Source organism: Burkholderia diffusa, assembly GCF_001718315.1.
Classification (GTDB): domain Bacteria; phylum Pseudomonadota; class Gammaproteobacteria; order Burkholderiales; family Burkholderiaceae; genus Burkholderia; species Burkholderia diffusa_B.
Genome location: NZ_CP013363.1, coordinates 383,222 through 408,747, shown reverse-complemented (window position 1 = coordinate 408,747; position 25,526 = coordinate 383,222). Strand labels below are relative to the sequence as shown.

Here is a 25,526-nt window from a genome sequence, read left to right as displayed (position 1 = left end):
CTAGCGCGCATTCCGCGAAATGTGTCAACCGACCGCCGAGTCAACAGGGTGTTGCAGGCCGTCAGAACATCTGGCCTTGCACGTATTCAACGACGCTCCGTAATCGGACCCTCAGCGCCAACTTTCCCAACGGTGCTGACGGGGCCGCCAACGGTGATCGGGCCATGTGCTTCCAGATCACCGTGCACGGTCAGCGCGCCATGCACGGTAAGAGGACCGTGAAACGTATTTTCTCCCTGACGTCGGCGTATGGCATGACCGTCAGGAGGAATCCGTTCAATCGAGGCCGCGGTGATCGGGCCGCGGGCGAAGACGTCACCGGCCACCGTCAGCGAGCCGTCGACAGTAACCGGCCCGAGGACGACGAGCGATCCGTCGACGCTGAGCGGCCCCATGACGACCGGTTCGGCATGTCCTGACGTGAAAGACACGGAGGTCGCCAACAGAACCGAGGCCGCGAAGGCGCTCCCTGCCAGTCTCGACGCCATGCTCTTTGCTGGCGCCAGATTAGAGCATTTCATATGCCATCCTGATCGATGCAACTTACGCGAGTGCCAGCGGTTCGCAGAATCGCGACGGCCAGCGGCCGATGAAGCAGGTCCGGGCGGTATCGTTCCAGTCTAGTCACGGAGGTGACGAACACAAGCGGCATTGGCGCGATGGCACGACGAGCGCGGTTTGCAACTGAACGTCAGCGTGTACCGAGAAGCGACTGGTCGAGCGTCTGCGGGCGCCTGCCAGAGAATGACAGATACTGGCCGAGCACCGGCGTTCTTGCCCGCGTTCCTCGAAAATCCGCGACGAATTCTGTTTCTCTCACGTACGGCCGATCACCGCCTCGGAAACAGGCACGGATGCACTTTCACGTAGAAGTTCGGATTGCCGCAGCGATGCCCCGCATAGTCGATCTGCTCGCCGGGCATCAGTCCGGTGGGCACCGCATCGCGCATGGCTTTCGGTGCCGGCGATCCGACCGTTTCGCCATCCGGAGGAAATAAAGCGCACCCCGCGACCAACGGGGCGATCAGCAGGGCGAGCAACGACAGGCGAATGGCGGGACGATCCACGGTTTGGTCCGGAGCGGAAAATCGAAACGAGATCGCCCGCCTTCCATGCCGGCGCGGCGAACGGTGTGCATGCCGTCGACACCATCGGTCGCAGGCACGCGCCATGCTCCGCTTCCCGCTCATCGCACACATGACCCGAACATGACGATTGCGTCATGTCGGCCGCCACGCACGTTCCACACCGCCACGCAATCTGACGGATTTTTCATCTGCCGATCACGGCGACGCTCGGCTGCTTTCGCATACTGGTTCCATGGATCGCCACCCGGCGGCCTCATCAAGGAGAGCTCCATGAAAACGGTAAAACTCGCTGCCCTGTTCGTCGCCGCGACGTTGTCGCTCGGCATCGCGACGCAAGCCGCATTCGCACAAACGCAAACGCAGACGCAGGGCAAGACCCGCTCGGAAGTCGTCACCGAACTGAAGCAGGCGCAGCACGACGGCACGGTGCCGACGAGCAAGACGCAGTACCCGCCGACCAGCGAGATCGTCGCGCGCAACAAGGAGCTTCACGGGATTTCGGTGCACGCCGGCGAGAAGTCGCCGCAGGCCGACAATCACGACAGCCTCGCGACCCGCTGATGCCGGTCAGGCGCGGCCGCGGCTGCACAATCGCGGGCAGCGTGCGGCGCGCCACCGCATCGCGGCGAACACACGGCCGTGCCAGCGTGAGATCTCAAGCATGGACGGCCGGCACCGCATTCGACGCGACCGGCGGACGCTGCGGAAAGCGCAGCCAGAATGTCGTGCGCCGGCCGGGATCGCTGTCGACGCCGCATTCGCCGCCATGGTTGTCCATGATCGACCGGACGATGGCGAGGCCGAGGCCCGTCCCCGACGCCGAATTGTGTCGCGACGGATCGACGCGATAGAAGCGCTCGAAAATCCGCGCGACATGCTGCGCATCAATGCCCGGCCCCGTATCCGATACGGCGATCGTCGTCGCCCCGGCCTGTTCCGAACAATCGATCGTCACGACGCTGCCGCGCGGCGCATACGCGAGCGCATTGGACAGCAGGTTGCTCAACGCGCGCTGGTACAACGTGAGATCCGCATCGACCCATGCGTAGCCGTCCACCTTCACGGTCACGCCCGCATCCTCCGCAAGCGGCTCGTAGTAGCCGGCGACACGCGACGCTTCCTCGGCCGCATCGAGCCGTCGCACGTCGATCGACGTGCCGGCCTGCTCCGAGCGCGCGAGAAACAGCATGTCCTCGATCATCCTCGACAGCCGCTGATACTCGTCGATGCTCGACTCGATCACGCTCCGGTATTCGTCCGCGCTGCGCGGCTGCGACAGCACGACCTGCGCGGCCGCCTGCAGATTCGTGAGCGGCGTGCGCATGTCGTGCGCGAGATTCGACGAGAACTGGCTCAGGCGCGTGAAGGATTCGTTCAGGCGGGCTAGCATCCCGTTGAATGCATGTTCCAGTTCCTTCAGTTCGCCGGACGTATCGAGTTCGGGCAGCGGATGGGCCAGCCTGCTCGTCGACATTTGCTCGGCCCGGGCCGCGAAGCGCCGCAGCGGGCTCAGGCCAAGCGCCGCGATGCCGTATGCGATCGCGGCCGCCAGCACGACGCCGAACACCTCGATCACGACGATCGTGTATGCATGCGTGCGCAGCAGCCGCACGTCGGCGCTGCGGTCGTACTGCACCGCGACGCGCACGACGGGCGCGCCCGCGCCGGCGAGCGGCACGGTCATCACCAGATACTGGTGCCGCATGCCGGGCGGCGCGACGGATACCGGAATACGGCCAGCGTCCTTCGACAGCAGCGGCGCGTAGGTCCGGAACCCCGGCGTGCCGACGATGCGCGTGCCGGCCGCATCGTAGATCGCCAGATCCATGTTCGGATGCCCGTGCAACTGGTCGACCCAGATATCGGTGTCGCGTGCGACCTCGGCTGTCGAACGCGCTTCCGCCAAATGCGCGCCCAGCGCAACGGATATACCGGCCATCTGCTCGGTGGCCGTCGTCTCGATGCGATTGCTCAACGCCTCGTACAGCGCAACCCCGCTCGATGCGAGGATCACCGACGTCGACAGAATGATCAGCGTGGTCAGGCGTCCGCGCAGCGTGCGCGGCAGCAGGCGCGCGATCATTTCGCCGCGCCGTCGCGCACTTCGAGCACGTAGCCCATCCCGCGCACGGTATGGATCAGCTTCGGTTCGTAAGCGTCGTCGATCTTCGAGCGCAGCCGCCGGATCGCGGAATCGACGACGTTCGTATCGCTGTTGAAGTTCATGTCCCACACCTGCGACGCGATCGTCGCGCGCGGCAGGATCTCGCCTTCGCGACGCATCAGCAGCCACAGCAGCGCGAATTCCTTCGCGGTCAGCAGGATCGTGTCGCGCTGCCGCGTCGCCTTGCGGCGCGTCAGGTCGAGCTCGAGATCGGCCACGCGCAGCGTGTTCGAATCGCGCGGCTGGCCGCGCCGCAGGATCGACTTGATGCGCGCGGTGAGCTCGACGAAGTCGAACGGCTTGGCCAGGTAATCGTCGGCGCCAAGCTCGAGGCCTTTCACGCGATCGCCGACGTCGTCGCGCGCGGTGAGGAACAGCACGGGCGTCGACTTGCTGCGGCGCAGGTTCTGCAGCAGCGTCCAGCCGTCCTGCCCCGGCAGCATCACGTCGAGCACGAGCAGGTCGTACTCCTCGGTCTCGGCCTGGTGCTGGCCCGTGATGCCGTCCTCCACCCAGTCGACGACATACCCGGCTTCAGTCAGGCCCTTGCGCAGATAGGCGCCGGTTTTCGGTTCATCCTCGACAATCAGAATTCGCATCACGCATTACCCTTGAAGAAACCCAGCCGGCGCAGCACGCCCGCGCCGAAGCCGCCGCGCAATACCGCACGCCACGACACCGCATGGCTCACGCGGTACAGCACCGGCAGCACCAGCAGCGTCAGCGCCGTGGACGACAGGATACCGCCGATCACGACCGTCGCGAGCGGACGCTGCACCTCGGCGCCGGTGCCGGTTGCGAACGCCATCGGCAGGAAGCCCAGCGACGCGACGAGTGCGGTCATCAGCACGGGCCGCAGTCGTGTGAGCGCGCCCTCGCGCACGGCCGCGTCGAGCGGCATCCCTTCGTCGCGCAGGTTGCGGATGAACGAGATCATCACGAGACCGTTGAGCACCGCGACGCCGGACAGCGCGATGAAGCCGACCGCCGCGGTGATCGACAGCGGAATCCCGCGCAGCCACAGCGACACCACGCCGCCGCTCAGCGCGAACGGAATGCCGGTGAACACCAGCAGCCCGTCCTTCACGTTGTTGAACATCACGAACAGCAGCACGAACACCATGAACAGCGCGAGCGGCACGACCAGCTTCAGCCGCTCGCTTGCACTCTGCAACTGCTCGAACTGGCCGCCCCACGACACCCAGTAGCCGGCCGGCACGCGCACGTCCTGCTGCAATTGCTCGCGCGCGTCGGCGACGAACGAGCCGACGTCGCGGCCACGCACGTTCGCGCTGACGACGACACGCCGCTTGCCGTCCTCGCGGCTGATCTGGTTCGGGCCCGGCGTGACCTCGATCGTCGCGAGTTCCGCGAGCGGCACGTACGGCGCCTGTGCGAGCGGCGCGCTGGCGCCTGCGGCCGGCGCGGGCAGCGCGATCGGCAACCGCTTGATCGCCTCGATGTCGGAGCGCAGCTCGTCGGGCAGCCGCACGACGATGTCGAAGCGGCGATCGCCCTGGAACAGCGTCCCCGCCTTCTGCCCGCCCACGGCCGCGGCCACCGTGTCCTGCAGGTCGGCGACCGTCACGCCGTAGCGGGCGAGCTTGTCGCGGTCGAGGTTGACGGTCAGCACGGGCAGCCCGGTGGTTTGCTCCACCTTCACTTCGGATGCACCCGGCACCTTCAGCAGCGCGGCGGCGATCTGCTCGCCGGTCTGGTTCAGCACGGCCATGTCGTCGCCGAAGATCTTCACCGCGACGTCGCTGCGCACGCCCGAGATCAGCTCGTTGAAGCGCAGTTGGATCGGCTGCGAGAACTCGTACGCGTTGCCGGGCAATTCCGCGAGCGACGCCTCGATCTCGCGCACGAGCTGGTCGCGCGGCTTGTTCGGGGCGGGCCACTCGTCGGTCGGCCTGAGCATGATGTAGCCGTCCGACAGGTTCGGCGGCATCGGGTCGGCCGCGATCTCGGCCGTGCCGGTGCGCGCGAACACGCGCTCGATTTCCGGGAAGCGCGCCTTCAGCGTCTTCTCGATGGACTTCTGCATCTCGACGGACTGCGACAAACTCGTGCCGGGAATCCGCAGCGCGGCGACCGCGAGATCGCCCTCGTTCAGGCTCGGGATGAACTCACTGCCGAGCCGCGTCGCGAGCCCGAGCGTGACCAGCACGATCGCGCCGGCGCCGAGCATCACGCGCGCGGGGCGTGTCATGAAAGCGGCGAGCACCGGATCGTACGCGCGCCGCGCCCAGCCCATCAGCCGGTTCTCCTTCTCCTCGACGCGCGCGCCGATGAACAATGCGACCGCTGCCGGGATGAACGTGACGGTCAGCACCATCGCGGCCGCGAGCGCCATCACCACGGTCACGGCCATCGGATGGAACATCTTCCCTTCGACGCCGGTGAGCGCGAAGATCGGCAGGTACACGACCATGATGATCAGTTGCCCGAAGATCAGCGCGCGGCGCGCCTCCTGCGAGGCGCCGAATACTTCCGCGAAGCGTTCGTCGCGCGTCAACGGCCGTCCGGCAACGGCCTGCGCATGCGCGAGCCGTCTCACGCAGTTCTCGACGATCACGACGGCTCCGTCGACGATGATCCCGAAGTCAAGCGCGCCGAGGCTCATCAGGTTCGCGCTGACCTTCGCGTTGACCATCCCGGTAAAGGTCATCAGCATCGACAGCGGGATCACGAGCGCGGTGATCAGTGCCGCGCGGATGTTGCCGAGGAACAGGAACAGCACGGCGATCACGAGGATCGCGCCCTCCAGCAGGTTTTTCTTCACCGTCGCGACGGCCTTCTCGACGAGCACGGTGCGGTCGTAGACGGGAATCGCCTTCACGCCGGCCGGCAGCGTACGGTTCACGTCCGCCATCTTCGCCGCGACGGCCTTCGCGACCGAGCGGCTGTTCTCGCCCATCAGCATGAACACCGTGCCGAGCACGACCTCCTCGCCGTTCGACGTCGCCGCGCCGGTGCGCAGCTCGCGGCCGATGTCGACCTGGCCCACCTCCTTCATCCGCACCGGCACGCCGCCGACGTTGGTCAGCACGATGTTCGCGATGTCGTCGACAGTGCGCGCCTGGCCCGGCACGCGCACCAGGTACTGCTCGCCGCGCTTCTCGATGTAGCCCGCGCCGACGTTGTCGTTGTTGCGTTCGAGCGCACGCACGACGTCGGCGAGCGTCAGCCCGTACGACATGAGCTTCGCCGGGTTCGGCGCGACGCGGTATTCCTTCACATAGCCGCCGATCGAATTCACCTCGGTCACGCCGCGCACGTTTCTCAGTTGCGGCCGGACGACCCAGTCCTGCAGCTCGCGCAGGTCGGCCGCCGTGTAGCGCGTGCCGTCGGGCTTGCGCGCGGACGCATCGGCCTCGACGGTCCACAGGTAGATCTCGCCGAGGCCGGTCGACGTCGGCCCCATCGCGGGCGCGATGCCGGCCGGCAGCTTGTCCTTCGCTTCCTGGATGCGCTCGTTGACGAGCTGCCGGGCAAAGTAGATGTCGGTGCCGTCCTTGAAGATCACGGTGACCTGCGACAGCCCGTAGCGCGAAATCGAACGCGTCTGCTCGAGGCCCGGCAGGCCGGCCATCGCGGTCTCGACCGGATAGGTGATGCGCTGCTCGGCCTCCAGCGGCGAGTAGCCGGGCGCGGCCGTATTGATCTGGACCTGCACGTTGGTGATGTCGGGCACCGCGTCGATCGGCAGCTTCTGGTAGCTGAACACGCCCAGCGCGGCCACGGCCGCGATTGCCAGCATCACGAGCCAGCGGTGCGCGATCGCAAAGCGGATCAGGCGCTCAAACATGGCGAAATTCCTCGAAGCGGGGAACGGCCACTGCGTGGCCCCTCGGCGGGCGACGTTCATTCATGTTCCGCACTCCCCTTGCCGAGCTCGGCCTTCAGCACGAAGCTGTTCGAGGCCACATATTCCTGGCCCGGCCTGAGCCCCTTCAGCACTTCCGTCGCGCGTTCGTCGCGACGCCCCGTCTCGACGGCCTGTGCAACGAAGCCCTTGGGCGAGCGCACGAACACCGACGGCGCACCGTCGACGTCCTGCAGCGCATCGCTCGCGACCGCGAGCGGCACGGCCTGCTTGCCCGCGTCGACCGACACGTTCACGAACATCCCCGGCCGCCACACGCCGTCCGGATTCGGCAATACGACGCGCGCGGGCGCGGTGCGCGTCTGTTCGCCGAGCAACGAGCCCACGTAAGCGATCGGGCCGCTCGAGCGCGATTCGAACGCGGTCGCGCTGACGGTCGCGTCGCGGCCGACACGCACATCGTTCAGCCGCTGCGCGGGAACGGCCATCTCGGCCCACACCGTCGACAGGTCGGAGATCACGAACATGCTCGCGTCGGCCGCGATCGCTTCGCCAGGCGTCGCATGTTTCTCGACGATCGTGCCCGCGAACGGCGCGCGCAGCTCGTAGCGGTTCAGCGCGCCCGAACCGGCCGGCGCGTTCAGCGCGGCCAGTTTCTGCCGCGCGTTCTGCACGGCGATCTCGGCCTCGCGCAGTTGCACCTGCGCCTGCTGGTAGTCCTGTTCCGCCGAGATGCGCTCCTGCCACAGCGTGCGTTCGCGTTCATAGGTCGCGCGCGCACCCGCCAACCGGCGTTCGGCGGTCAGCAGTTCGCTGCGACGGTCCGCAAGATCGGTGCTCGCGATCACGGCCAGCACCTGTCCCTTCGCGACGTTCTGCCCGAGCGACGCCGACACCTGTTCGACGATGCCGGCCACGCGCGGCACGACGTGCGCGGTGCGATCCTCGTTGAATTTGATCTCGCCCGGCAGCTGGAACGGCGTGGCGATCTGCGCGGGGCCCGCCTTCGCGATCGCGATCCTCGCCGTCTGGAGTTGCGTGTCGGTCAGTGTGATCGCGCCGTCCGCGCGGGCGAACGGGAAGGACGCGGCCTCGTCGCCCGCCTTGACGTCGATCGTCGCGTCGAACACGTGCGGCTTCGCGATCGACTGCGCCGACACGAATTTCTGGCCCGCCGCGTCGAAACGCATCGGTTCATGCGAGCGGTCGTACCGCACCAGCGTGCCGGACACGGCAACGCCCTTGTCGACCGGCTTGCCGTCGACGAACGGATAGACGACGAGCCGCGCGTCGCCGGGCTTTTCCGTCATCACGATCTCGACGGACAGTTTGCCGCGCGTAAGCACGACGCCGCCGTGCGAGCCGGTGCCCGCGCCTTCGGCCGCTTGTGCGGCTTCGGTGTCCACTGGCGCGGACGCACCGCCTCGCGTGACGGCGAGCGCGCCGAGCACGATCCCGACGCCGCCGAGTACGGCCGCCGCAATGACGAAGATTCTGCTGCGTGACATGATGATCCTTCAGGTGAAAGGCGCGGCTATTGCGCGACGGCTGTGAGCGGCGTGCCGACGAGCCGACCGATGTCGGCGCGGGCCGCATGCGCGTCGGCAAGCGCGCGCACGTATTGCGATTGCCCCTGGAACAGCGTGCGCTGCGCGTCGAGCACGTCGAGGAGGCTGAACTTGCCGAGCTCGTAGCCGCGCGACATCGCATCGAGCGCGAGCCGCGCGCCGGGCAGGATGTCGGTCTTCAACCGCCGAGCTTCCTGCGCCGCCGCGTCGAAGTTCGCATACGCCTGCGCCAGTTCGAGCCGCAGCCGCATGCGCGCGCGATCGAGGTCGGCGCTCGCACGTTCGGCCTTGTGCGTCGCTTCGAGCAACGCGCCACGATTCGTGTCGAACAGCGGAATCGGAATGGACACGCCGACCACCGCCTGGTTGTCGGGCTGGCCGCCGGTCGTCACCCGCTTCACGCCCGCGCTGACCGTTACGTCGGGAATGCGCCGCGCCCGTTCGAGCGACACGGACGCGTTCGCGCGCAGCATCTCCGCTCGCGCGACACGGGCGAGCGGCGCGTCGTCGAGCTGCGCGGCGAGCGCGGACAACGGTTCGACCGCTGGCACCGCTTCCAGATCGCCGAGCGCGACGCGCCGGTCGCCGCGCGCTTCACCCATCACCGCATTCAGCTTCTCGCGCGCGACGTCGACACGGCCGCGCGCGGTCGTCACCTCGATCTGCACGCCGGCCGCCGCCACCTGCGCCTTGGTCGCCTCGACCGGCGACACCTTGCCGGCCCGAGCGCGGCGGCCCGCGAGGTCGGCCGAACGCGCGGCGATGGCGGCCGACTCTTCGGTAACCTGAAGTTGCCGCTGCGCGGCAAGCAATCCGTAGAACGCCGCGATCACATCGGCGCGCACGGCGGCACCCTGCTCGTCGAGCGACGCGTTCGCGACCTCGCGGCCGTACGACGCGACATCGACCCGTGCACGGCGCTTGCCGCCGAGTTCGACGGTCTGGTTGATCAGTGCCGTCGACGTGCGCTCCGCGCGACTGAAACCTTCCTGCAGGAACGACACTTCCGGATTGGGACGCACGCCAGCCTGCATCAGCGCGCCGGCCGATGCATCGACGTCCGCTCGCGCGCCGCGCAACATCGGGTTGTTGCGGGCTGCGGCCGCGAGCGCGTCGGACAGCGTCAGCGACGGGAACGAAAGTGCATCGGACGGCGGTGCGGTGCCGGAGGCCGTCGATGGCAACGTCAGCGGCGGCGCCGCAACCTGCGACGACTGTGCCTGGACCGTCGCGGCCGTTGCGAAGACAACGGCCGCGACGAGGGGGAACTTGAGCATGTTCGGTTCTGCGATAACGGTTCGCACCGATGCTACGGATCGGGTGCGATGCGAACATGAGCCGAAGATGACAATTCCGTCATGTTGGATGCGACGGAGTGAGGACGTGCGATGTCGCGCGGGGACAGCGTCCCGCTTCGAAGCTCACGCAGTTCGGATAAACGTGCGGCGCAATCGCCGCATCGAAGGAGGGAAGAAGAAGCTCGGGCAGCCGACGCGGCCGGCACGCGGCGTTACACGCTGCCCCGCTTCGCGCGCCAGCGCTGCATCAGCCAGTCGAGCAGTTGTCGTCCGTCGCGTTCGCCGAACCAGCGCGCGTGCCCGAGCAGGTAGCCGTCGTACGCGATGTCGACGATCGCTGGGGCGTCAATGACGCACCCGAAATACGCAACCTCCGACAGCGCGAACTCCGTATGCACGATCGGCAACATCGCGACCAGCGCCGCATACGCATCGTCGCTCAACGGTTCGAGCGATTCGTAGCCGTCGAGCAGCGCATCGATGTGCGCGTATTCGATGCGGCGCGCATCGGCCGGCGCCATCCAGTCGATCGTATTGCGCTCGATCGCCAGCGCGATGTCCATCACCGCGCACGTGCGATCCGACAAACCGAAATCGAGCACGGTGCGCACCCGCGCGCCGGGGCCGGCATCGGTCCACAACAGGTTCGAAGCGTGCCAGTCGCCGTGCGTCCACAACGGCGACAGAGCAGGCAGCAGCGGTACGAGGCGCGCGTGATACGGGCCGATCGCAGCCGCTACATCGCCACGCCAGTCGCGCGTGCCGAGCGCGCGCGTGAGCAGCGGCTGCGCATCGACCCAGCGTTCGAGCGCGCCGGCGAGATCGGTGGACGACAGCACGCGGAAACTCGACAACAGCGTGCGCACGGGCCGCGCCGGCGCATCGTAGCCGGCCGACGCGCGATGCAGTTCGGCCAGCGCGCGGCCTGCCGCGTACGCGTGCGAAGCATCCGTGAACGGCTGCCACGACATCACGCCGCGATACGCGTCGACACCGGGCGCGACCACGTGCACTTCATAAGTCCAGTCGCCGGATGCGAACGCAGTCGCACCGTCGTGACCGGCGAGCACGTCGGCGACCGGAACACCGCGCTCGCGCAAATGCGCGATGAAACGGTGCTCTTCCTCGAGTCCGGCGACATCGCGCAGGCTCACGTGATGACGCTTGACGAACAGTGCGCGCCCGTCCGTCGTGCGCACGAGCACGGCTGCCGAGAATGGCCGCGGGCTGTGCCACGTGAGCCGCGCCGGCACGCCGACGCCATCGATCCGCGCGAGCACGGCCGCGACTTCGGCGTGCGTCATAAGCGGCCAGTCGCGCTCGGCCTGCTCGCCGTCGACGCCGAACTGCGGCGGTGCGACGTCTCGCGCATCGGCGGCGTCACGCGATGCAGGCGCGTTCGGCTCGAGAGGAAATGTCATGGACGACGCAGCTCCGTAGTTGAATCGGCCCGTCAATCAGCTCGCCGGGCTTGCCGTCGCGCGCAGCGCGTCGGCCGTCCGGCTCCAGTCGCGCCAGCCGACAACGGCGAGCGCGATGAACAGCGCATAGAGGCCGGCCGTCAGATACAGCGCCTTGAACACGAACATCCCGACGTACACGACGTTCACGACGATCCATAATCCCCACGACGCGATGTAACGCCGCGCGGTCCAGTATTGCGCGACGAGGCTGAACGCCGTCAGCGACGCATCGACGAACGGCAGCGCCGCATCGGTCCAGCGCGCCATCATCCCGCCGAGCAGCGCGCCGCCGACGACGGCCGCGATCAGGTCGGGCAGCATCTGCCGCGGCCGCACGCCGGTGACGGGCGCGACGTCGCCCGCCGGCGCCGCGCCGCCGCGCGCCTCCAGCGCACGCTGCGCGATCCAGCGGCGCCAGCCGTACACCTGCAGCACCGCGAACGCGCCCTGCAACAGCATGTCGGAATACAGCTTCGCGTCGAAGAAAATCCAGCCGTACAGTGCGACCGACGCGAGCCCGACCGGCCAGCACAGCATGCGGCGCTTCGCGGTCAGCCAGATCGCGAGCGCGCTGACGATCACGCCGGCGATTTCGAGTGGGGACATCGTCTGTGGTCTCCTGGTGGGCTGTCGGGGCCGCGCATCACGCGGCCGGATCCGGACGATCAGAAATCATAGGTCAACGATACGCGCGCCGTGCGCGGCGCACCCGGGAACAGATAGGCATCGCCCTGCTGCTCGCCCGCGTCGCGCCAGTAGAACTTGTTGAACAGGTTGTCCACCGACACGCGCAACACCGTGCGATGGCCGCCGATCTTCGTCGTGTAGCGTGCGCCGAGATTGAACACGAACCACGATGGCACGCGCGCGGTGCCTTCCTCGTTCGCATTGCGCGCGGCGCTGTACTCGACGCCGCCGAGCATGTTCAGGCCCGCGACGCCCGGCACCGCGTAGTCCGCATACAGCGACGCGCGCAGCGCCGGCACGTTGATGATCTGGTGCCCTTCGTACGCCGGCGAACCCGAATCGTACGCGCGCGCGCGAATCGCCGCGACGCTGGCCGTCAGCCCGAGCCGCTCCGTCACGCGCCCGGCCGCGCCGAGCTCGATCCCCTGGTGGCGCTGCGTGCCGCGCTGCACGAACGTGTAGCTCGTGCCGGACGCATCGGGATCGGCGAACTGGAACGGCTTGCTGATCGAGAACACGGCGGCCGTGAGGCTCAGCCGATCGAGCCAGTCGTATTTCGCTCCGAGCTCGAACCGGTGCGATTCGACCGGCGGCAGGAACGCATACGCGTTGGTCGCGCGCACCGGCGCCTGGTCGCCCAGCGACAGCGCCTTGCTGTACGACGCGTACAGCGACAGCGCGTTCACCGGTTTATAGACGACGGCGACCTGCGGCAGGAACACCGAGCGGTCGGTATGCGTCGCGTCGCCGTCGAGGCTGGCCCAGCTGCGCTGGCGCAGCAGCACTTCCTTGCCGCCCGCGAGCAGTTGCCAGTGCTCGCCGATGCTGACGCGGTCGAGCCCGAACACGCCGTACTGCCACGAGTCGAGCTGCGGATACGACGGCCCGGCCGTATTCGGCGACGGCGCGAACGCGACGTCCGGTCCGTAGATGTTCTCGCTGCCCACGTAGTCGTACACGGCGTTCGCCATGTGCACGACTCGGCGCTGCACGCTCACGCCGAGCGTCAACTCGTGACGCAGCGGGCCGGTCGCGAACTTGCCCGTCGTCACCGCGCGCAAGTTGTCGTTGCGGCGATATTCGCCTGGGCTGCGGAAGTCGTATACGTCGTAGTCGCCGTTCGCGCCGAAGAAGAACGGCGACGTCGCGCCGGCCGCGCAGCTCGGCGCATACGAGCAGCCGTACGCGAACGCGCTGTTGTCGTCGATCATCGTGCGGCTGCGGCCCGCCGCGATGTAGGCCTTCCAGTCGTCGTTGAACTGGTAGTCGAAGCGCGCGTTCAGGTTCAGCGCGTCGGTCGTCACCGGCTTCGCCCACGACTGCGTGCCGAGCGCCTTCGACGTCGTGTTGACGGACGGCACGACGGTGCCGCCGAGCAGTTGGTAGCCGGGTGCGGAACGCTGGATCCACTGCTGGAATTCCGCGTTGAACTGCAGGCTCGCGCGCGGGCTGATGTCCCAGTCGGCGGCGATCGAGCCGAACGTGCGTCGCCCGTTGGTGCCGTCGATGTACGAGTGCATGTTCTCCTTCGCGGCATTGATCCGGAAGCCGAACTGATTGTCGGGGCCGAAGCGGCGGCCCAGATCGACGGCCGCCGACGTCGAGCCGCGGCTGTCGACGCCGGTCGTCACGCTCGCGACGTTCGCCGAGCGCTTCGTCACGAAGTTGATCACGCCGCCCGGCGCGACCACGCCGCTGTCGATGCCGGCCAGTCCCTTCAGGATCTCGACGCGCTCCTTGTTCTCGAGCGGCACGTTCTGCTCGCCGGACACCGTCAGTCCGTCGATCCGGATCGCGCTCGCGAGATCGACAGGAAAGCCGCGGATCGCGAAGCCTTCGTAATAGCCGACCGGCGCATAGTCGTTGACGACCGACGCATCGTTGCGCACCACGTCGCTCAAGCGTCTGGCCTGCTGGTCGTCGATCTGCGCGCGCGTGACGACGTTGACGGAGGCCGGCGTGTCGCGCAGTGGCGCATCGTCGAGCCCCGCGACAGACGCCTCGCGCACGTGAAACGTGCCACCGCGTTCGCCGCTGACCGTGATCGCCGGCAGTATCGCTGCGCCGGCCGCATCGGCGTCGGATGCCGGTGCGTCGCCCGGTGCCGCGGCGGCCTGCGCCGCGAAAAGCGTGATGCCGAGACCGACGCCAAGCCCGACCTTCGCGCGCCGCCGTGCGGACGCCGCTGTTCTTCTGTTCACCGTCATTGTTCTGGATGGAAACTCGCCACTCGACCCTGTCGAGACACTCGAAACTCGTTATGCAGCCGCGAAGCGCGACCCCACGCAAGAATCCGCGACCGTTCCTGCGGCAGCAGGGCACGGACGTCGACACGATATTCATCAGACGAATCGAGCGATCAGGCCGCATGCGGGCCGATCGCTCGGGAAAGCGCAGGATGGGACATCGGATGACGGTGGCGCGCCCGGCACCGACGCCGCCATCGATCCCTGGATCGCGAGCGTGTCGGGCGGCCGGCGCCTTGCGTGTTCTTGTCATGCGGGAGGCGCTTCAAACATCCCGGTGCGGGCGCCGGGCATCCGCGTGCGCCATTCGTCGGAACGGCGGCGTGCCCGTCGCGCGCGACATCGCGGCGCGGCGCGCATTTTACCCCGGGTGGAACGAGCGGCAGGGAAAACCGCCCGACGCGCGGCCATGGCAGGCGCGGCGGGTGGCATGTACTACGCGGTGTCGGCGACTTTCAGCCCCAATGTGTCGATCATCTGCTGACGCATCACGAACTTCTGCACCTTGCCCGTCACGGTCATCGGCAGCTCGTCGACGAAGCGGATGTAGCGCGGAATCTTGTAGTGCGCGATCTGGCCGTTGCAGAACGCGCACACGTCGTCCTCCGTCATCTGCTCGCCCGCGCGCAGTACGATCCACGCGCACAGCTCCTCGCCGTATTTCGCATCGGGCACGCCGAACACCTGCGCACTCTGAATCTTCGGATGCCTGAACAGGAATTCCTCGATCTCGCGCGGATACACGTTCTCGCCCCCGCGGATCACCATGTCCTTCAGGCGGCCGACGATGTTGCAGTAGCCGTCGGCGTCGAGCGTCGCGAGGTCGCCCGTATGCATCCACCCGTCGACCAGCACCTCGCGTGTCTTCGCGTCATCGTCCCAGTAGCCGAGCATCACCGAATACCCCTTCGTGCACAGCTCGCCCGTCGCGCCGACCGGCACGATCTCGCCGTTCGGGTCGACGATCTTCACCTCCAGGTGCGGCTGGATCCGGCCGACCGTCGTCGTGCGCTTCTCGAGCGGGTCGTCGGTCGAGCTCTGGAACGACACGGGGCTCGTCTCCGTCATTCCGTACGCGATCGTGATCTCCGACAAATGCATCTGCGACACGACGCGCTTCATCGTCTCGATCGGGCACGGCGAGCCGGCCATGATCCCCGTGCGCAGCGTCGACAGGTCGAATTTCGCGAAGTCCGGATGATCGAGTTCCGCGATGAACATCGTCGGTACGCCGTGCAGCGCGGTGCAGCGTTCTTCGGCGACGGCCGCGAGCGTCGCGACCGGATCGAACGCCTCGCCGGGGAACACCATCGCCGCGCCCTTCGACACGCACGCGAGCACGGCCAGCACCATCCCGAAGCAGTGATACAGCGGCACCGGGATGCAAAGCGAATCCTGCTCGCTGAACCGCATCGCCATCGCGATCGAGCGGGCGTTGTTGACGACGTTGCGGTGCGTGAGCGTCGCGCCCTTCGGGCTGCCGGTCGTGCCGCTGGTGAACTGGATGTTGATCGGATCGGTGGCCGCCAGCGTCGCGCCGATCGCGTCGAGCCGCGCGACATCGAGCGTGTCGCGGCCGCGCGCCATCACGTCCGCGAAGCGGAACATGCCGGCCGACGCGACCTCGCCCATCGACACGACCGTGCGCAGGCTCGGCACGCGCGCCGCATGCAGGTCGCCGGGCGTCGCGCTCGCGAGCTCCGGCGCGATGGCCTGCAGCATCTCGACGTACGCGGACGTCTTGAAGCGCTCGGCCGCGATCACGGCCTTGCAGGCGACCTTGTTCAGCGCGTATTCGAGTTCCGCGAGGCGGTAGGCCGGGTTGATGTTGACGAGGATGGCGCCGATGCGCGCGGTCGCGAACTGCGTGAGCAGCCATTCGCTGCGGTTCGGCGACCAGATGCCGACGCAGTCGCCCTTCGCGATCCCGAGCGCGGCGAGGCCCGCCGCGAGCACGTCGATCTCGTGCGCGAACGTGCGCCAGTTCCAGCGAATGCCCTGCTCGCGGAACACCACGGCCGGACGATCGGGAAAGCGGCCCGCCGTGTCGAGCAGGAACCGGCCGATCGTCGCTTCGGATAGCGGCACGTCGGTCGCGCCGCGCACGTACGACAGTCCGTCGCGCGGCATGCTGCTGGCGATGGCGGTGGTCACGATGTCTCCTGGTCTACGGCGCCGGCGCGCAGGCCGGCGCATGCATCATCGTGTAAACATCTGCGCGGTCGTGATCGCCATGTCGCCGCCCGGCACGCGAATGTCCTTCAGCTTCTTCAGCGTGTCGGCGTCGTAGACGGCGACCGTGTTGAAGGTGCCCGCGAGATAGACCTTGCTGCCTTCGCGATTGAATGACAGGCAATAGTACGAGTGATCGAGCGACGCGGCCTCGACCAGCTTCTCGTTCTTCACGTCGTACTTCGCGAGCCGGTTCAGCACGCCGTACATCGCGTTCGGATCCTTCGGCGACAGCCCGCCCGTGAAGTACACCTCGGTGACCGGCGCGAAATCCCTGATGGTCGCGTTGCCCGTCTTCAGGTCGATGTCGATGTAACCGTACATCGTCTGCGCGGAGGCGGGATCCTTCTTCGCGTCCTTGAAACGGTCGGCCGTATAGAGCAGGTTGAACGTGTGCTGCGGACGCTGCTGCGGCCACACATACAGCACGTCCGGCTGGCCGTACAGCGGCCGGTTCCAGTTGCGCAGCGGCACGGCGACGTCGTACTTGCCGGTCTGCGCGTTCATCCGGTAGATGTCCGCGCCGACGATGAACAGCGACCCGTCGTCGGCGGCCTGCAGCATCGTCGTCTGGCGCGGCGCCGCGAACGTGCGCACCGGCTTCGCGTCGAGGCCGGCGTCGGTGCGGTAGACCTGCAGGCGCGGCGACTGCACTTCGTAGCTGTCGCGGTTCAGCTTCGTCGGATTGACGACGCTGTAGATCTCCGTGCCGTCGGGGCTCAGGCCGATCGAGAACATCGCGCGCGCCCGCTCGTTGCCCGCTTCCGCGAGTTCCGCATGGAACACGGTCTTGCACGAATCGAGATCGACGCCGTACAGGTCGCCGTAGTGGTTGTTCAGCACGTACGCGCGCATGCGGTCGGGGCTGATCTGGATCGTGCCGGGGCCGAACGCGTCGGGCAACGTGCAGGTCTTGACGATGCTGTCGGTGCCCGTGTCGATCACCGTGAGGTTGTTCGGGTAGTTCGTGACGGCGAGGTATTCGCGGCCGGCCTGCAGCGGACCGTCGGCCGCCGCCGACAGCGACGCGGCGGAGGCGAGCGCTGCGGCGAGGAGCGCGCGGCTCAGGGGTGTCGTGAATCGCATGGAGAATCCTTGATCGATGCCGGGTGGATCACTTGTCTTTCGGAAACACGCTGCCGAGCTGGCGCCAGTCCGCGCCGGAATCGGCCGCATGCTTGTTCCAGTCGGGATAGGTGCTCATCATGTCGGGTACCTGCGCGGGCCACCAGCACGGATCGGAGCAGCCGTACAGGTCGGCCTCCATCGGCTGGCACAACGACGCGACCCCGCCGAACACGTCCGTTTCCCAGCCGGGATCCGTCGTCGACGTACAGCCCGCGACGGAAGTCATCGCGACGACTTCCTCGAGGCGATCCTGCTGCACGGCCTCCTCGAGCTTTTTCGCCTTGTTGTTGAGCGGCTTCAGATGTTTCATGTCAGTTCGCCTTGCGCGGAGTGATGTGGTTGCCGATGAACGCCGGGTTGCCGGCGATGATCCGGCTGTAGATCTCGATGCCGAAATCGATCCAGTCGCGCATCAGCTCGCAGTAGTGGTAGGTCGGATGCGTGGGATCGCCGTAGCGCGCGTAGCTCTCGTGATAGCAGCCGCCCGAGCACAGGTTGCGGATGCGGCAGGTCTCGCAGCCGGTGCCGCTGCGCTCGAGCCGTTGCGACAGGAAGTCGTTGAGCTCGGCCTGTGCGACGCCCTCATGCACGTTGCCGAAGGTCGGCAGCGTCGAGCCGGTGAAGCGGTGGCACAGGTTCAAGTCGCCCTTGTGGTCGACCGCGAGCATCTTGAGCCCCGCGCCGCACGGCAGCGACTTCTTGTGCCCTTCGTGCAGGTCGGTGATCAACTGGTGGAGGTTCGAGAAGCCGATGTTGCGGTTCTCGAGCGCGGCATCCAGGTAGCGCCGGCCGAGTGCCTTCATGTTCGCGAACACCCGCGCGAGTTCGTCGGGCTTCAGATTGAACGTGTCGAGCTGCCCCGACGTGACCGGCGCGAAACCGACTTCCGCAAAACCGAGCTCGTTGAACAGGTGATCCCAGATGCCCTCGATGTCGGTCACGCCGCTCGTGAGCGTCACACGCGCGCCGACCGGGCGACTGCGGTAGCGCTCGAGCAGCATCTCGACCTTGCGGCGCACGACATCGTAGGTGCCCGCGCCGCCGACCGTGCGACGGTTCAGATCGTGGATCGAGCGCGGCCCGTCGATGCTGACCGACAGCCCGAAGCGGTGCGCGTCGAGCCAGTCGACGATCTCCTCGGTCAGGAGCGTCGCATTGGTCGTCATCACGAATTCGACCTGCTTGCCGAGCGCGCCGAAGCGCAGCTCGCAATACTCGACCATGCACTCGATCAACTTTCGATTGCTGAGCGGTTCGCCGCCGAAGAACACGACCGTGTAGCGCGGCAGGTCGGGCGACTCCTTGAGCAGCATCTCGACCGATGCCTTCGCGGTATCGATGTCCATCCGCCGGCCAGCGGACGGCGTGTCGAGGTCTTCCTTGTAGCAGTATGTGCAGCTCAGGTTGCAGCCGGTGTTCACGTTCAGCACGACCGTGTCGATCGCGGTGCGCTCGACGCGCTTCACCGCGATCTCCGGCGTGAGCGGCGAGCCGTCGCTGACGACCTCGAGGGCCATCAGCTCGCCGAGCGTCTCGGCGAGTTCGCCGCGCGGCGAACGGCTGGCAAGCCGCGCGAACAGTTCGTCGGCCGTGCAGCTGCTCGCGCGCAGTGCATCGATGATGTCGGCCGTCACGCGATCGGCCGCGAACAGCGAGCTGCTCGGCACATGGAACATCAGGCGCTCGTCGTCGACGCGCACTTCGTGCACGTTGCGCTCGACCACGTTCAGCAGGGCGCTCATCGGATTCTCCTTGCGTTGTTCGGATTCGGACCAGGCCGCTTCGCGGCCCGGCGCGCGGACATGCGGACCGGTCAGGGCAGCGGCGGATTGTTCCAGCGCTGCACCGCGACGATCATGTGCCCGGTGCCCGTCACCGTGCGCGAGCCGTCCGTCACCGTCGCGACGACGTTCAGATTGCCCGTGTTGTTGGTGCCCATCCGGCGCGCGGGGTTCGGGCCCGCGTCACCCGGCGTGAAGATGCCCGTCGATGCCTGAATCGTGCCGGCGAACTGCGTGTCGCGATCGCCCTTCGATTGATCGTCGAACGGCGCGATCGACCATTGCGCAGGCACGACGCCGATGCGGAACGGCTTGCCCGCACCGTCGACACCCCACGCGACCGCATCGAACCGCCCTTCGACCTTCGGCGTCGAGCCGCCGTTGCCACCGATGCGCGCGACCGCGAAGTCGGGTTCGACCTTCACGTCGCGGATTTCACGGTAGACCGCGAACCCGTCCGCATGCGCGGCGCCAACGCTCACGCGGCGCGTGCCGATCGCGCTGCCGTCGGCAGCCTTCACGCGCACCCGCACGTAAGCCGGCGTGCGTTCGAGCACCGATGCGACCGTGACACCCGGCCCGAATACAGGTGCGCCCTGCAGGTTCGCGCCGACGATCGTCACGTCGGCCTCGCCGCCCGCCTTCACATAAGCGGGCTGCACCGCGATGATCCGTGCATTGCCGAGCTTGGCGGCATTGAAGTCGAGGCCGCGCTCGTCATGCGCATCGTCGAACATTCGGCCGCGCAGCACGCCGTCGCTCGCCATCAGCACCTGACGCATCGTCGTGTCGCCAACTTTCACGCTCGCGCGCCATTCGTAGCCCGTGTACAACGTCGCGGTGCCGGTACCGACGAGCGGGCTGCCATCCGCGAAGCGGCCCTTCAGTTCGATGTCGAAGCGGTCGCCCGCGCCGCCCTTTACCGTCATCGTGCCGTACGCGTCGCCCTTGCCCGGCATGTGGCCGCCGAAGCTCCACGTGCCGGCGAGCGCGGTCGCGGGCGGATGATGCTGCTTCCACTCGGCCCACGCCTTGCTGTCGTATGGGTAATCCTTCGCGAGCATCGGCGCCATCCGGGTGAGCGCGACCTTCAGCCAGTCGCGGTCGCGGCCCATCGCCGAATACTCGATCGACGGCCACTGCCCGAGGTGGAAATTGACGAGCCTGTCCCATTCAGCGACCGGGCGGCGCTGCAGCAGCGGACGCGCAGCCGAGTGACAGCGCGCGCACATCTGCTTGAATTCCTCGTTGCCGACGGTCTCCTGCGTGTTCAACCGTCGTTCGGGTGCGTAACGGAAATCCTGCGTCTCCGACGGCGCGAGGCCCTGCGTATCCGACAGGTACTTCACGAGAATGCGTCGCTCGTCGTCGCTGATCGTGAGACCGTGCATCGTCTGCATTCGCGCGATCGTCATCAGCCAACCTTCCGGCGTCTTGCGCTGGTGACTGATGCGGCTCCACGAATCCTTCGACTCGGCCGCGTGACAGGCCGCGCATGTCTGGCTCAGGATCGCGTGCGCGTCGCGCGGCGCCTGGGCCTGTACGGCGCCCGAGGCCAGCGCAAGCGCACCGGCGGCGGCGACGGCCGCGGCCGCGCGGGGCGGCCTGCTGCGTCGAATGAAAGTCTTGAACAAGGCTCTGCTCCTTTACGTGGGGTCTCGAATCGTCCGGCATGCAGCGCTGCGGCGCTTGTCTCACGCTCTTCAAGCACAGGCCGTGCCAATTGCCGACATCGGGTTCGCCACAAGGAAAACACGCGCTTTTGCCGCCGAACGCTCGGGAAAATCCCGATTCAAACCGGCGCGTCAAACCGGCAATCGCGCGCCTTTGCGGCGCTGCCGCCGTGGCAGCCGGCAGCGCGCGTGCCGCATGTCGCGTCTCATGTTGCATCCGGATTCTCAAATTGAGACGCCACGTAGCGAACGCGGCGCGATACCGGGCACATTTGCGATCGCGAGCTGTCGCGCCGCACGCCCGGCGCCGCATGACGCATGCGGCACACACGCGGGCCGCCGCGCGATCGTTGGAATGGAAGCTGCTTTTTGCCATGACACCCGAACCCCGATGAGCGAGGAGCTTCCATGCAGGCAACGTTGTCGTTACTTCCGCAAACCCAGTCGTTCATCGCACGCACGCCGTCGATGCTGATCGGCGATACGTGGCGCGGCGCCGAAAGCGGCGCTACCCTGGCCGTCCACAATCCCGCGACCGGCGACGAACTGTGCCGCGTGCCGGCGTCCGGCGCGGCCGACGTCGACCGCGCGGTGCGCGCCGCCCGCCAGGCGTTCGACGATTCCGCGTGGAGCCGCATGCGCCCGCGAGAACGGCAGAACCTGCTGTGGCGTCTCGCGGATCTCCTTGAACGCGACGCGCAGCAACTGGCCGAGCTCGAATGCGTGAACAACGGCAAGAGCGCGCAGATCGCACGCGTGATGGACGTGCAGCTGGCGATCGACTTCCTGCGCTATATGGCCGGCTGGGCGACCAAGATCGAAGGCGCGACCGTCGACGTGTCGATGCCGCTGATGCCCGACAGCCAGTTCCACGGTTTCATCCGGCGTGAGGCCGTCGGCGTGGTCGGCGCGATCGTCGCGTGGAACTTCCCGCTGCTGCTCGCATGCTGGAAGCTGGGCCCCGCGCTTGCGACGGGCTGCACGATGGTGTTGAAGCCGGCCGACGAAACGCCGCTCACCGCGCTGCGGCTTGCGGAACTCGTGCAGGAAGCCGGGTATCCGGCCGGTGTGCTCAACGTCGTGACCGGCACCGGCGCCGAAGCGGGAGCCGCGCTCGCGCACCACCCCGACGTCGACAAGCTGACCTTCACGGGCTCTACCGAAGTCGGCAAGCTGATTGGCAAGGCCGCGATGGAATCGATGACGCGCGTGACGCTCGAGCTCGGCGGCAAGTCTCCGACGATCGTGTTCGACGATGCGGACCCGGCCGTCGCGGCGCAAGGTGCGGCGACCGCGATCTTCTTCAATCACGGCCAGGTGTGCTGCGCGGGCTCGCGCCTGTACGTGCAGCGCAAGCACTTCGATCGCGTCGTGGGCGACATCGCCGGCATCGCGAGCAACATGAAGCTCGGCAATGCGCTCGACCCGTCGGTCGACATGGGTCCGCTGATCTCGGCGAAGCAGCAAAAGCGCGTGGCCGGCTACATCGAGCGCGGACGCGAGCTGGGAGCGCAGCTCGCGTGCGGCGGCGAAGCGTACGGCCCCGGCTACTTCGTGAAGCCGACCGTGCTCGTCGATGTCGACCAGAAAGGCCCGCTCGTGCAGGAGGAAATCTTCGGGCCGGTGCTCGTCGCGATGCCGTTCGACACGATCGACGATGCGATCCGCCTCGCGAACGACACGCGCTACGGGCTTGGCGCGAGCATCTGGACCAACAACCTGTCAGCCGCGCACCGGATGATCCCGAAAATCCGCTCGGGCTCGGTCTGGGTCAATTGCCACAGCGCGCTCGATCCGGCGCTGCCGTTCGGCGGCTACCGGATGTCGGGCTTCGGCCGCGAGATGGGCGCGGCCGCGATCGAACACTATACGGAGCTGAAATCCGTGCTGATGAACGTGTGATCGCGTTGCCGATGCAAGCACGCCTGCGCCGCGCGGCAAGGTCGCGCGGCGTGCCTGCTCCGCCCGCATGCTCATATTTCCGCGCTTTTCCTCACCTATAACGACAACGAGACGCCCGATGCGCCGCCACCCCGCTTCCCGCCGCACGTTCATGATCACGGCCGCGGGCCTGCTGCCGGCCGCCGCGCTACCGCCGTTCGCCGGAAAACGGGTTGCGATCGGCGGCTGGTGCAACGCATACGACCCACGGATGTAACCGCCGCCATCGCGCGAAGTCCACACGCCTCCCAGCCATGCACACCGCCCCGCCACGCACGCCGAACGCGCTCCGCACACGCGCGCGAATCGCCCGCGTGGCCGCGCCCCGCCTGGATCTTAGGTTTTTGACCGGATGGATTTATGCCCGGGCTTATGCCAGACTCGGCGAGCCTTTTTGCGTGCGGCCGCGCCGGATCGGTGGGCCCGACATTCTCCTGAGGAGGGGCGACGTGCAAGACTACTTCCCTTCCGGCCAACGACTTCCGGACCGGCTGCAGGCAACCCGCCTGATTCGCGAACGCCTCAGTTCCGACGGCGTGCTGCCGCAAGGTTGCCTGCGCATCGAAATCGACCAGTCGTGGCGGCGCAGCCTCGATCACGGCGTGCGCTGGGACGACGACGCGCGGCTGAACCTGCATGAATTCTGCAATGTCGACGAACTGCGCGACGCGAATCGTCCGCTGCTCGACGCTGCCGCCCCGGAACTCGCATTCCTCGCCGAGCGCTGCGGACGCGACGGGATGATCCTGCTGGCCGATGCGCGCGCAACGATCCTGTCGGTCGACGGCGACGTGAGCCAGCTCGCCGCGCTCGGCATCGGCGATATCCGCGCAGGTGCGAGCTGGTGCGAGTCGCTGCGCGGCACCAACGCGCTCGGCACCGCGCTCGTCGAAGGCCGTGCAGTCGCGATCGACAGCGGCGAGCATTTCCTCGGCCGACTGAGCCGCTTCTCGTGTCGTTCGCTGCCGCTGTGCGATCCGCACGGCAAGCCCATCGGCGTGCTCGACCTCACGCGCGAAGGCGACCTGCCGCTCACGCTCGACGGCATGTCGTTGCTGATGAGCGCGGCGGCCACGCACATCGAGACGCGTCTGTTCGATGCCTATTTCCCCGAGCATGTCGTTCTGGTGTTCCACCCGCGTCCTGCGTATCTCGGATCGAGCTGGAGCGGCGTGCTTGCCGTGTCGGAAGACGGCCGCATCGTCGCCGCGAACGCGCATGCGTGCGAACTGCTCGGCACGGCGCGCGATGCGCTCGTCGGCCGCCGCTGCGAAAGCGCGGCAGTCACGCGCATGCCGTCGTTCATCGCGTTCGCCGAGCAAGGCGGGATGTTGCGCGTGGAAGGCGTCGACGCGGCGTTCCATTGCAAGGCGCTGCGCCTGCCGCGCGCGACCGCGGTGCCGGCCGTGCGCGAACGCGTGCCGTCGCAGGCCGCCGCTGCCCGCGACGATGCCGGCAGCCAGGCGCTCGCGTCGCTGGCTGGCCGTCAGCCGCGCCTGCTGCGCGCGCTGACGATGGCACGGCAAGGGCTCAACAACGGGCTGCCCGTACTCGTGCAGGGCGAGACGGGCACCGGCAAGGAAGTCGTCGCGCGCGCGCTGCACGATGCGAGCGAGCGCGCCGGCAAACCTTTCGTCGCAGTGAACTGCGCGTCGATTCCCGAAGGGCTGATCGAATCGGAACTGTTCGGCTATCGCGACGGCGCGTTCACGGGCGCGCGCAAGGGCGGGATGACGGGCCGGCTGATGCAGGCGCACGGCGGCACGCTGTTTCTCGACGAGATAGGCGACATGCCGCTGCACCTGCAGGCCCGCCTGCTGCGCGTGCTGCAGGAACGCAAGGTCGCGCCGCTCGGTGCGGGGGATGAGCAGCCGATCGACATCGCGGTAATCTGCGCGACACACCGCGACCTGCAGACGATGGTGCGCGAGAAGATCTTCCGCGAGGATCTCTATTACCGGATACACGGCGTGAACGTGCAGCTACCCGCGCTTCGCGAACGCGACGACGTCGACCTGATCGTCGCCGCACTGCTCGCGCGGCTCGGCGCGCCGCATGTGAGCGTGAACGCCGAACTCGCCGACGTGTTTCGCCAGCACCGCTGGCCCGGCAATATCCGCCAGCTCGAGATGGTGCTGCGCACCGCGCTCGCGGTGCGCGACCCGCATGACGACGTGCTCGGCCTCGACCATCTGTGCGACGGTTTCGTCGACGGCGTGTGTCCGGCGCCGAACGCTTCGTTCGGACTGATTCGTCGCCACGAGGACGAACTGATCCGTGAATCGCTCGCACGCCACGACGGCAACGTCGCAGCCGCCGCGCAGACGCTCGGGATCAGCCGCGCGACGCTGTACCGCCGGCTCAAGCGGCTCCAGTCATGATGACGCGCGAGCATTCGGCCGATACGTTCGTCAAGCGTCGATCGCGC

Annotated in this window: 18 protein-coding genes; 3 read left to right on the top strand and 15 right to left on the bottom strand. The window is 67.5% G+C overall.

What is annotated here, in order from left to right; genetic code table 11:
• Window positions 1-86 precede the first annotated feature (86 nt).
• Window positions 87-488, bottom strand: a complete 402-nt coding sequence (locus WI26_RS31370) for a hypothetical protein (RefSeq protein WP_081334291.1) — start codon at window positions 486-488, stop codon at window positions 87-89.
• Window positions 489-830: 342 nt separating this feature from the next.
• Window positions 831-1,067 (bottom strand): hypothetical protein, encoded by a 237-nt coding sequence (locus tag WI26_RS17295; RefSeq protein WP_236849348.1) that lies wholly within the window; start codon window positions 1,065-1,067, stop codon window positions 831-833.
• 291 nt (window positions 1,068-1,358) lie between these two features.
• Between WI26_RS17295 and WI26_RS17290 the strand changes: the two genes are divergently transcribed.
• Window positions 1,359-1,649, top strand: coding sequence for a DUF4148 domain-containing protein (locus tag WI26_RS17290; protein ID WP_069226641.1), 291 nt, complete (start codon window positions 1,359-1,361; stop codon window positions 1,647-1,649).
• Window positions 1,650-1,743: 94 nt separating this feature from the next.
• On the opposite strand, the gene WI26_RS17285 is transcribed toward WI26_RS17290, so the two are convergent.
• The 13 genes from WI26_RS17285 to peaA form a co-directional block, all read right to left on the bottom strand.
• Entirely contained in the window at window positions 1,744-3,171 is a 1,428-nt protein-coding gene (locus WI26_RS17285; protein WP_069226640.1) for a heavy metal sensor histidine kinase, read from the bottom strand.
• Window positions 3,168-3,851, bottom strand: coding sequence for a heavy metal response regulator transcription factor IrlR (gene irlR, locus WI26_RS17280; RefSeq protein WP_059466657.1), 684 nt, complete (start codon window positions 3,849-3,851; stop codon window positions 3,168-3,170). The genes WI26_RS17285 and irlR overlap by 4 nt, the downstream gene beginning before the upstream one ends.
• Entirely contained in the window at window positions 3,851-7,063 is a 3,213-nt protein-coding gene (locus tag WI26_RS17275) for an efflux RND transporter permease subunit (RefSeq protein ID WP_069226639.1), read from the bottom strand. Before WI26_RS17275 ends, irlR begins: the two co-directional genes overlap by 1 nt.
• A 56-nt stretch (window positions 7,064-7,119) precedes the next feature.
• Window positions 7,120-8,589, bottom strand: coding sequence for an efflux RND transporter periplasmic adaptor subunit (locus WI26_RS17270; RefSeq protein WP_069226638.1), 1,470 nt, complete (start codon window positions 8,587-8,589; stop codon window positions 7,120-7,122).
• 26 nt (window positions 8,590-8,615) lie between these two features.
• Window positions 8,616-9,926 (bottom strand): TolC family protein, encoded by a 1,311-nt coding sequence (locus tag WI26_RS17265; RefSeq protein WP_069226637.1) that lies wholly within the window; start codon window positions 9,924-9,926, stop codon window positions 8,616-8,618.
• A gap of 233 nt (window positions 9,927-10,159) precedes the next feature.
• Window positions 10,160-11,368 (bottom strand): phosphotransferase enzyme family protein, encoded by a 1,209-nt coding sequence (locus WI26_RS17260; RefSeq protein ID WP_069226636.1) that lies wholly within the window; start codon window positions 11,366-11,368, stop codon window positions 10,160-10,162.
• Window positions 11,369-11,404: 36 nt separating this feature from the next.
• Window positions 11,405-12,016, bottom strand: coding sequence for a nicotinamide riboside transporter PnuC (gene pnuC / locus WI26_RS17255; RefSeq protein WP_069226635.1), 612 nt, complete (start codon window positions 12,014-12,016; stop codon window positions 11,405-11,407).
• Window positions 12,017-12,075: 59 nt separating this feature from the next.
• Window positions 12,076-14,304, bottom strand: coding sequence for a TonB-dependent siderophore receptor (locus WI26_RS17250; RefSeq protein WP_069226634.1), 2,229 nt, complete (start codon window positions 14,302-14,304; stop codon window positions 12,076-12,078).
• A gap of 474 nt (window positions 14,305-14,778) precedes the next feature.
• Window positions 14,779-16,473, bottom strand: coding sequence for an AMP-binding protein (locus WI26_RS17245; protein ID WP_167359267.1), 1,695 nt, complete (start codon window positions 16,471-16,473; stop codon window positions 14,779-14,781).
• Between the two features lie 69 nt (window positions 16,474-16,542).
• Window positions 16,543-17,661 (bottom strand): quinohemoprotein amine dehydrogenase subunit beta, encoded by a 1,119-nt coding sequence (peaD, locus tag WI26_RS17240; protein WP_069226632.1) that lies wholly within the window; start codon window positions 17,659-17,661, stop codon window positions 16,543-16,545.
• A gap of 28 nt (window positions 17,662-17,689) precedes the next feature.
• Window positions 17,690-18,013: a quinohemoprotein amine dehydrogenase subunit gamma gene (gene qhpC, locus WI26_RS17235; protein ID WP_059466008.1), complete on the bottom strand. Its 324-nt coding sequence runs from the start codon at window positions 18,011-18,013 to the stop codon at window positions 17,690-17,692.
• A 1-nt stretch (window position 18,014) separates the two neighbouring features.
• Window positions 18,015-19,445, bottom strand: a complete 1,431-nt coding sequence (gene peaB, locus WI26_RS17230) for a quinohemoprotein amine dehydrogenase maturation protein (protein ID WP_069226631.1) — start codon at window positions 19,443-19,445, stop codon at window positions 18,015-18,017.
• Between the two features lie 71 nt (window positions 19,446-19,516).
• Window positions 19,517-21,118: a quinohemoprotein amine dehydrogenase subunit alpha gene (gene peaA / locus WI26_RS17225; RefSeq protein ID WP_081334290.1), complete on the bottom strand. Its 1,602-nt coding sequence runs from the start codon at window positions 21,116-21,118 to the stop codon at window positions 19,517-19,519.
• A 447-nt stretch (window positions 21,119-21,565) separates the two neighbouring features.
• Here peaA and WI26_RS17220 point away from each other — a divergent pair, with 447 nt between their 5' ends.
• Complete coding sequence (locus tag WI26_RS17220; RefSeq protein WP_059594264.1) at window positions 21,566-23,059, top strand: aldehyde dehydrogenase family protein; 1,494 nt, start codon at window positions 21,566-21,568, stop codon at window positions 23,057-23,059.
• A gap of 488 nt (window positions 23,060-23,547) precedes the next feature.
• Window positions 23,548-25,479, top strand: a complete 1,932-nt coding sequence (locus tag WI26_RS17215) for a sigma-54-dependent Fis family transcriptional regulator (RefSeq protein ID WP_069226630.1) — start codon at window positions 23,548-23,550, stop codon at window positions 25,477-25,479.
• The last annotated feature ends 47 nt before the right edge of the window (window positions 25,480-25,526 follow it).

Bases quoted from the DNA above. Each gene is read 5' to 3' on its own strand.
- WI26_RS31370 (WP_081334291.1), bottom strand. From the start codon at position 488: ATGGCGTCGAGACTGGCAGGGAGCGCCTTCGCGGCCTCGGTTCTGTTG.
- WI26_RS17290 (WP_069226641.1), top strand. From the start codon at position 1,359: ATGAAAACGGTAAAACTCGCTGCCCTGTTCGTCGCCGCGACGTTGTCG.
- WI26_RS17285 (WP_069226640.1), bottom strand. From the start codon at position 3,171: ATGATCGCGCGCCTGCTGCCGCGCACGCTGCGCGGACGCCTGACCACG.
- irlR (WP_059466657.1), bottom strand. From the start codon at position 3,851: ATGCGAATTCTGATTGTCGAGGATGAACCGAAAACCGGCGCCTATCTG.
- WI26_RS17275 (WP_069226639.1), bottom strand. From the start codon at position 7,063: ATGTTTGAGCGCCTGATCCGCTTTGCGATCGCGCACCGCTGGCTCGTG.
- WI26_RS17270 (WP_069226638.1), bottom strand. From the start codon at position 8,589: ATGTCACGCAGCAGAATCTTCGTCATTGCGGCGGCCGTACTCGGCGGC.
- WI26_RS17265 (WP_069226637.1), bottom strand. From the start codon at position 9,926: ATGCTCAAGTTCCCCCTCGTCGCGGCCGTTGTCTTCGCAACGGCCGCG.
- WI26_RS17260 (WP_069226636.1), bottom strand. From the start codon at position 11,368: ATGACATTTCCTCTCGAGCCGAACGCGCCTGCATCGCGTGACGCCGCC.
- pnuC (WP_069226635.1), bottom strand. From the start codon at position 12,016: ATGTCCCCACTCGAAATCGCCGGCGTGATCGTCAGCGCGCTCGCGATC.
- WI26_RS17250 (WP_069226634.1), bottom strand. From the start codon at position 14,304: ATGACGGTGAACAGAAGAACAGCGGCGTCCGCACGGCGGCGCGCGAAG.
- WI26_RS17245 (WP_167359267.1), bottom strand. From the start codon at position 16,473: ATGCCGCGCGACGGACTGTCGTACGTGCGCGGCGCGACCGACGTGCCG.
- peaD (WP_069226632.1), bottom strand. From the start codon at position 17,661: ATGCGATTCACGACACCCCTGAGCCGCGCGCTCCTCGCCGCAGCGCTC.
- qhpC (WP_059466008.1), bottom strand. From the start codon at position 18,013: ATGAAACATCTGAAGCCGCTCAACAACAAGGCGAAAAAGCTCGAGGAG.
- peaB (WP_069226631.1), bottom strand. From the start codon at position 19,445: ATGAGCGCCCTGCTGAACGTGGTCGAGCGCAACGTGCACGAAGTGCGC.
- WI26_RS17220 (WP_059594264.1), top strand. From the start codon at position 21,566: ATGCAGGCAACGTTGTCGTTACTTCCGCAAACCCAGTCGTTCATCGCA.